The sequence below is a fragment of the Halomonas heilongjiangensis genome, assembly GCF_002879645.1.
Classification (GTDB): domain Bacteria; phylum Pseudomonadota; class Gammaproteobacteria; order Pseudomonadales; family Halomonadaceae; genus Halomonas; species Halomonas heilongjiangensis.
In genome coordinates this window covers 142,701-148,810 of the sequence record NZ_PNRE01000065.1, presented here as the reverse complement: position 1 = coordinate 148,810, position 6,110 = coordinate 142,701, and the positions used below count along the sequence as shown (strand labels likewise).

5 protein-coding genes are annotated in these 6,110 nt (G+C 70.1%); 3 read left to right on the top strand and 2 right to left on the bottom strand.

Going from position 1 to position 6,110, the window contains the following annotated elements; translation table 11 throughout:
* Positions 1 to 719, bottom strand: a 719-nt coding sequence (locus C1H66_RS15160) for a DNA topoisomerase (protein ID WP_240618349.1), incomplete at its 3' end; no start/stop codon positions are given.
* Positions 720 to 850: 131 nt separating this feature from the next.
* Here C1H66_RS15160 and C1H66_RS15155 point away from each other — a divergent pair.
* Together C1H66_RS15155 and C1H66_RS15150 are read left to right on the top strand one after the other, a co-directional pair.
* Positions 851 to 2,095 (top strand): ABC1 kinase family protein, encoded by a 1,245-nt coding sequence (locus tag C1H66_RS15155; RefSeq protein ID WP_102628711.1) that lies wholly within the window; start codon positions 851 to 853, stop codon positions 2,093 to 2,095.
* A gap of 62 nt (positions 2,096 to 2,157) precedes the next feature.
* Positions 2,158 to 3,990, top strand: a complete 1,833-nt coding sequence (locus C1H66_RS15150; protein ID WP_102628710.1) for an SEC-C domain-containing protein — start codon at positions 2,158 to 2,160, stop codon at positions 3,988 to 3,990.
* Between the two features lie 24 nt (positions 3,991 to 4,014).
* Here the strand turns inward: C1H66_RS15150 and C1H66_RS15145 are convergent, their stop codons facing one another.
* A complete protein-coding gene (locus tag C1H66_RS15145; RefSeq protein WP_102628709.1) occupies positions 4,015 to 5,382 on the bottom strand; it encodes an AmpG family muropeptide MFS transporter in 1,368 nt (455 codons plus the stop codon).
* Positions 5,383 to 5,537: 155 nt separating this feature from the next.
* On the opposite strand from C1H66_RS15145, the gene rfaH reads away from it, so the two are divergent.
* Entirely contained in the window at positions 5,538 to 6,074 is a 537-nt protein-coding gene (gene rfaH / locus C1H66_RS15140) for a transcription/translation regulatory transformer protein RfaH (protein ID WP_102628708.1), read from the top strand.
* Positions 6,075 to 6,110: the final 36 nt, after the last annotated feature.

Sequence of the window (6,110 nt, the reverse complement as noted above, 5' to 3'; positions counted from 1 at the left end):
TGGGGCTCGCCGGGCACCCACCAGGCGCGCAACTGGCCGCGGGCCACGGCGAGCTCGACCCACAGCACGAAGAAGGGCCGGGGGGCGAAGTCGCGGATCTCGGCGTCGCGGCGTACCACCAGCCCCAGCACCGGGGTCTGCACCCGGCCCACCGAGAGTACCCCGTCGTGGCCGGCCTGTCGGCCGGTCAGGGTCCAGGCCCGGGTCAGGTTGATGCCGTAGAGCCAGTCGGCCCGGGCACGGGACTGGGCCGCCCGGTAGAGTGACAGGAAACGGCCGTTGTCCTCGATACGTCCGAGGGCGCGCTGTACCGCCGGTCGGTTGAGGTCGCTGACCAGCAGCCGCGACACCGGGCCCTTCCAGCCCAGGTGCTCGATCACCTCCTGCACCAGCAACTGGCCCTCGCGGTCCGGGTCGCCGGCATGGACGACCTCGCTGGCACCCTTCAGCAGCCGACGGATCACCGCCAGCTGGCTGCGTGCCTTGGGTCGCGGGGTGAGCTTCCACCGGTCGGGCAGGATCGGCAGGTGGTCGAGCCGCCATGCCTTGAAGGCCGGGTCGTAGGCATCCGGGGGGGCCTGCTCCAGCAGGTGCCCCAGGCACCAGGTGACCGTGGTCTCGCCGGCGACGATGGCTCCCTCCTCGCGGCCCTGGCGTCCGGGCAGGGCCTCGGCGATGGCCCTGGCGAGGCTGGGCTTTTCGGCGATGATCAGTCGCATCCTGGTTCTCACCGGTTCATGATATGGACATTCTTCCAGTATTCCATGGCCCTCGCTAGATGTAACATCATTCTATTCGTGTACAGTTCTTGTATCGAATGCCCTGTATCCCATCTCCGGGGAGCGACGATATGCGCGAACGCGGCCGTACCCGGCGCCTGCTGGGGCTGGGCGCCCGTACCGGTGGCGCCCTGCTGCGTACCCGGCTGGGCGGCCAGGCCGACTGGCGGGCCCTGGGCGAGGCCCTGTTCGAAGGGCTCTCCGAGCTCAAGGGGCCGGCCATGAAGCTGGCCCAGATCATGGCCCAGTGGGACGACCTGCTGCCCGCGGACCTCGCCGATGAGCTCGCGCGTCTCCAGCGCCAGGCCGAACCGATGCCCTGGGCCTCGATCCGCGAGACCCTGGCCGCCCAGTACGGGGACCTCGACGCCCACTTCCGCGACATCGAACGGCGTCCCTTCGCCAGCGCCTCCATGGGCCAGGTACACCGGGCCGTGAGCCGTGGCGGCGAGACCCTGGTGCTCAAGGTCCAGTACCCCGGACTCGCCGACGTGCTCGAGAGCGACCTGGTGCAGGTGCGACGCCTGATGCGGCTGGGGCGCTGGCTCAGGGTCCCGCAGGCCCGCCTCGATGCCCTGTTCGAGGAACTCGCCGCGAGCCTGCGCGGCGAGCTCGACTATCATGCCGAGGCCGAGGCGCTGGCTCGCTACCGGGCCCGCTATGCCCATCTCGAGGAACTGGTGATACCCGAACCGCTGCCGGAACTCTCGGGCCCTCGGGTGCTGGCCATGCGCCATGTGGCCGGCACGCCACTGCGCGAGCTGGAGGGGGCCGATCCCGAGGTGCGCCAGCGCCTGGCATCGGCACTGGCGGACTGGCTCACCGAGGAGCTCTTCACCCACGGCGAACTCCATGCCGACCCCCATGCCGGCAATTTCGCCGCCGACGCTCAAGGCCGGCTGGTGATCTACGACCTGGGGGCGGTGATTCCGGTGCCCGAGGCGCGGCTGGTGGCGATGATGAGGCTGCTCGAGGCCACGCTGGCCGGCGATCCCCTGGCCATGGACGAGGCGCTGCTGGCGCTGGGCGGGCGCCAGGGGCAGGGGGCGCCGCTGTCGCTCTATCGCGAGGCCGCCGAGGCCGTCACGCCCCTGTTCCGGCCTGGCACCCAGGACTTTGCCGATGTTCGCATCCATCGCCGCCTGCGTGAGCTCAGCCCCAAGGTCTGGGCCGTCATGGATCGGTTGCAGCCACCGGCGGATACCCTGCTGCTGTCGCGTACCCTCAATGGCCACTACTGGAACCTGGTGCGGCTGGGTGCCCGTCTCGACATGCACGCCCGTACCCGTCCGTTGCTGGCCTGGGCGCGGCGCTGAGTGCCTGCCCAGGACGCCACTGGACTGTTAGACTGTGCCGTTTTCTGTCTGCGGAGGCTGCGATGCTGGCGGTATGGGTGGAACAACTGCTGGGCTTTGCCTCGGGTGCCCTGGCGGCCATTCGCGAGGACGAACGCTATCCGACGCTGATGGCCTGGGCCCGGGAGGAGGGTGCCGGCCTGCTGGGCGGCAACCTGGCCCATGCCCAGGCGCTGGCACCGGAACTCTGGTCGCAGACGCCCCTGGAACGGCTCGGCTTCGCCTGTGAGCCCCTCGCCCGTCCGGGGCGCAACGAGCCTTGCTGGTGCGACTCGGGCCGCAAGACCAAGCACTGTTGCGGTGCCGTCTCGCTGCCCGGCCATGTGCCCGAACACCTGATGTGGATGCTCTCGCTGCGCGACTGGAAGGGCGAGGTGCTCAAGGCCGCGCTGGAGAGCGGCCGGGCCCCGGCCCAGGCCCTGCTCGAGGCGGGGCTGATCGCCGCGGAGAGCGGCCAGCGGGGGCGTGCCCAGCAGATCCTCGAGTCGCTGTTCGAGCGCGCCGACTGGTCGCGCCTGCCCGAGCAGGCCGAGCCGGCCTTCGAGATCCTCGTCGACCTCTACCAGGAGCGCGGCTTCCATCGCAAGCGCACCGCCCTGCTCGACGAGGTGCTCGACCGTGGGCCGCTGTTCCTGCGCGGGGTGGCACTCGAGCGGCTGTGCCTGATGCACCTCGACAACGACGACCTGGACAGCGCCCGGGCCGCCTTCGTGCGTGCCCAGCAGGCGCTGCCCGATTCGCCGACCCTGGCCTATATCGAGGCCATGCTGCTGCTCCACGAGGGCCACGAGCGGGAGGCCGCCGAGCGGGCCCGCTTCTGGTTCCGGCGCCTGGCTCGCCAGGGGGACCTGGACCCGGACCAGCTGCAGTTCCTGGCCGACCTGGCCGACAACCCCGGTGCCACCCTGGCCGAGCAGCTGCTCAACGCCGAGGAGGACCTGGCCGGGCCGCTGGCCTCGTTGCAGGCGCTGCTCGAGGCGCTGCCGACGGCGCCGCGGCTGACGATCCGGCGTTCCGACCAGGGCCGCCTGGAGTATCACGCCAGCGCCCGCGAGGACACCCTGTACGCCGCCTGGTTCGAGCACTTCCGGGTGCAGGTGGTGGGCGATGCACCGATGGGCTTCGACGACGATCCCTGGCCCCATGCCGCCGATTGGCTCGCCGAACTCTGTTCCCATCCGGAGTGGCTGGATTCGCCACGGGTGGTCCAGGGCCTGGCGCTGGCCCTGACCAGCCGTTTCGGGAGCCTGCCGTGGATGGCGCCTAGCCTCTTTGCCCCCCTGGCCGACCGGCTCGAGCGTTGGCTCGAGCAGGTCCAGGCCGCGGGTGACGGTACCCTGACCTGGGATGACGCCGACAACGCCGTGCTGCTGCGTACTGGCCTGGCCCTGGTGGTGGGCATGGAGCGCGGGGCCAGGCAGCGTTCCCGAGAGCTCGCCGAGCGTCTGCTGGTGCTGGACGACCAGGACGGCCTGGGGCTGCGCGAGCTGGTCCTCGATCAGTTGCTGCGCGAGGGGCGCGATCGCGAGGCCCTCGAGTTGAGCGAGCGGGCCCTCGAGGAGGAGTCGGAGGAGCCCGCCCCGCTGCTGGGGCTGCTGATGGGGCGGGTGCTGGCCCTCTATCGGCTGGCACGCCGCGAGGAGGCCCTGGAGGCCCTGGCGGCGGCCCGCCGCCACAACCCCCATGCCCTGGCCATGCTCTGTGCCGACAACCCGCGGCCGGTGACCACCGGCGGCGACGGTATCGCCGAGCCCGGCTCCCGGGCCGAGGCCTGGCAGTATCGTACCCTGATGCGCGACCAGTGGCGGGCCAGTCCCGGGGCACTGCAGTGGCTGCGGGAGCAGCTGCCCGGCTGATCGCTAGCCTCGCCGGGGCGTTGGTCAGGCCGCCCGGGCGGCGGGGGGGGGCACCAGCTCGCGGTCGCGGCTGATCCAGATCGCCAGGACGATGGCCGGCAGGCCGAGCGCCGTCGCCACGACGAAGAAGGTGGCGTAGCCCTCGGCCGCTACCACGATCCCGCCGAAGCCGCTGAGGAACTTGCCGGGCAGGGTCATCAGCGACGAGAAGAGCGCGTACTGGGTCGCGGTGTAGGCCCGTGACGTCAGGCTCGAGAGGAAGGCGATGAACACCGCGCTGGCCAGGCCGTTGGCGAGGTTGTCGCCGACGATCGCCATCACCAGCATCGGCAGGCTCTGGCCGGCCAACGCCAGGGCGGCGAACAGCAGGTTGGTGAGGGTCGCCGCCACCGCCCCCAGCACCAGGATCGGGCCGATACCGTAGCGGGCGACCAGCAGCCCGCCGAGGATGCCGCCGCAGATGCTCATGGCGATGCCGAAGACATTGGTGACGTTGGCGATGGTGGCCAGCGTAAAGCCCAGGTCGATGTAGAGCGGGTTGGCCATGGAGGCCATCGCCAGGTCACTGATGCGGAACACCGCGATGAACACCAGCAGCCACAATGCCTTGAGCCGATGGCGGCCGATGAAATCCGTGAAAGGGCAGACCACGGCGCCGATCAGCCAGGCGCCCAGGCGCCTGGTCGACTTGGGCTTGCCGCGGCTGGCACGCAGGAAGGCGCGCACCTTCGGCTCGTGGATCAACTGGGTGTTGAGCGACAGGCGGGCGGGCTCGGGGCGCACCAGCACGGTGATCACGCCGACCCCGACCAGGGCGGCCATGGCCAGGTAGGCGGCTTCCCAGGAGAGCGCCGAGGCGACGTACAGCGCTCCCGCGCCGGCGGCCAGCAGCCCCCCGCGATAGCCGATGATATAGGTCGAGGCCATGGCCGCCTGGACATCGTCGGGTGCCGACTCGATGCGGAAGGCGTCGATGGCGATGTCCTGGGTGGCCGAGCCGAAGGCCACCAACAGCGCGAAGGCGGCGACCAGCCCCAGGTGGCCAACCGGGTCGAGGCCGGCGAGCCCGACCAGGCCCGCGGCGATCATCGCCTGGGCCAGCAGCATCCAGCCGCGGCGCTGGCCGAAGGCCCGGGTCAGCAGCGGCAAGGCCAGGCGGTCGACCACCGGTGCCCAGAAGAACTTGATCGAATAGAGGATGCCGATCCACGAGAAGAAGCCGATGGCGGCAACCTCCACCCCGTCGCTGCGCAGCCAGGCCGAGAGCGTGGAGAAGACCAGCAGGAAGGGCAGGCCGGCGGAGAAGCCCAGAAACAGCATGGTGATGACCGGTGCGCGCAGGTAGATGGCCAGGGCGGCGCGCCAGCTGCGATGGGCCGTGGGGGTGAGCATGACGGGGTGCACTCCTTGCGAACCTCGGGCGACGGGGGGCACGCGGCTCGCCCCAACGATGTTAGACTGGAGAGTGACGGCCGGGCCGCTTCCCATGGGATCGATTGTTGCAGAGCCCCGTCAGTGATACCAGCATGCACCCGATCAGGAGTTCCATGAGCGAAGTCGACGCGAGTTCGGAATATGGCGATGACGCCGTACCCCACTGGTACGTGATTCAGTGCAAGGGCGGTGAATCCTTTCGCGCCGCGGAGCATCTGGGCAACCAGGGTTATGAGGTCTTTCATCCGGTACTCGAGGTGCAGAAGAAGCGCCGCGGCAAGCTCGAGTGGATCAACGAACCGCTCTTCCCCCACTACCTCTTCATCCGTCTCGACCGCCTGGTCAGCAACTGGCGGCCCATCCGCTCCACCCGTGGCGTGCTCCGGCTGGTCGGTTTCGGCGACATGCCACTGGCGGTGGACGATGGCCTGGTCGAGACCCTGCGCCACCACGGCGCCGACCGCCAGGACGCCACGGTCAACCTCTACTTCCGGGCCGGCGACGCGGTGGAGATCACCGAGGGGCCGTTCAAGGACCTGCAGGCGGTCTTCGCCAGCCACAAGGGCGAGGAGCGGGCCATCGTGCTGCTCAACATGCTGCACAAGCAGCAGCAACTGGAGATGCCGGTTTCCCAGTTGCGCCGTCGCTGAACGTCCCGCTCACTCCCGCCGCTCGTTCCAGCCTGC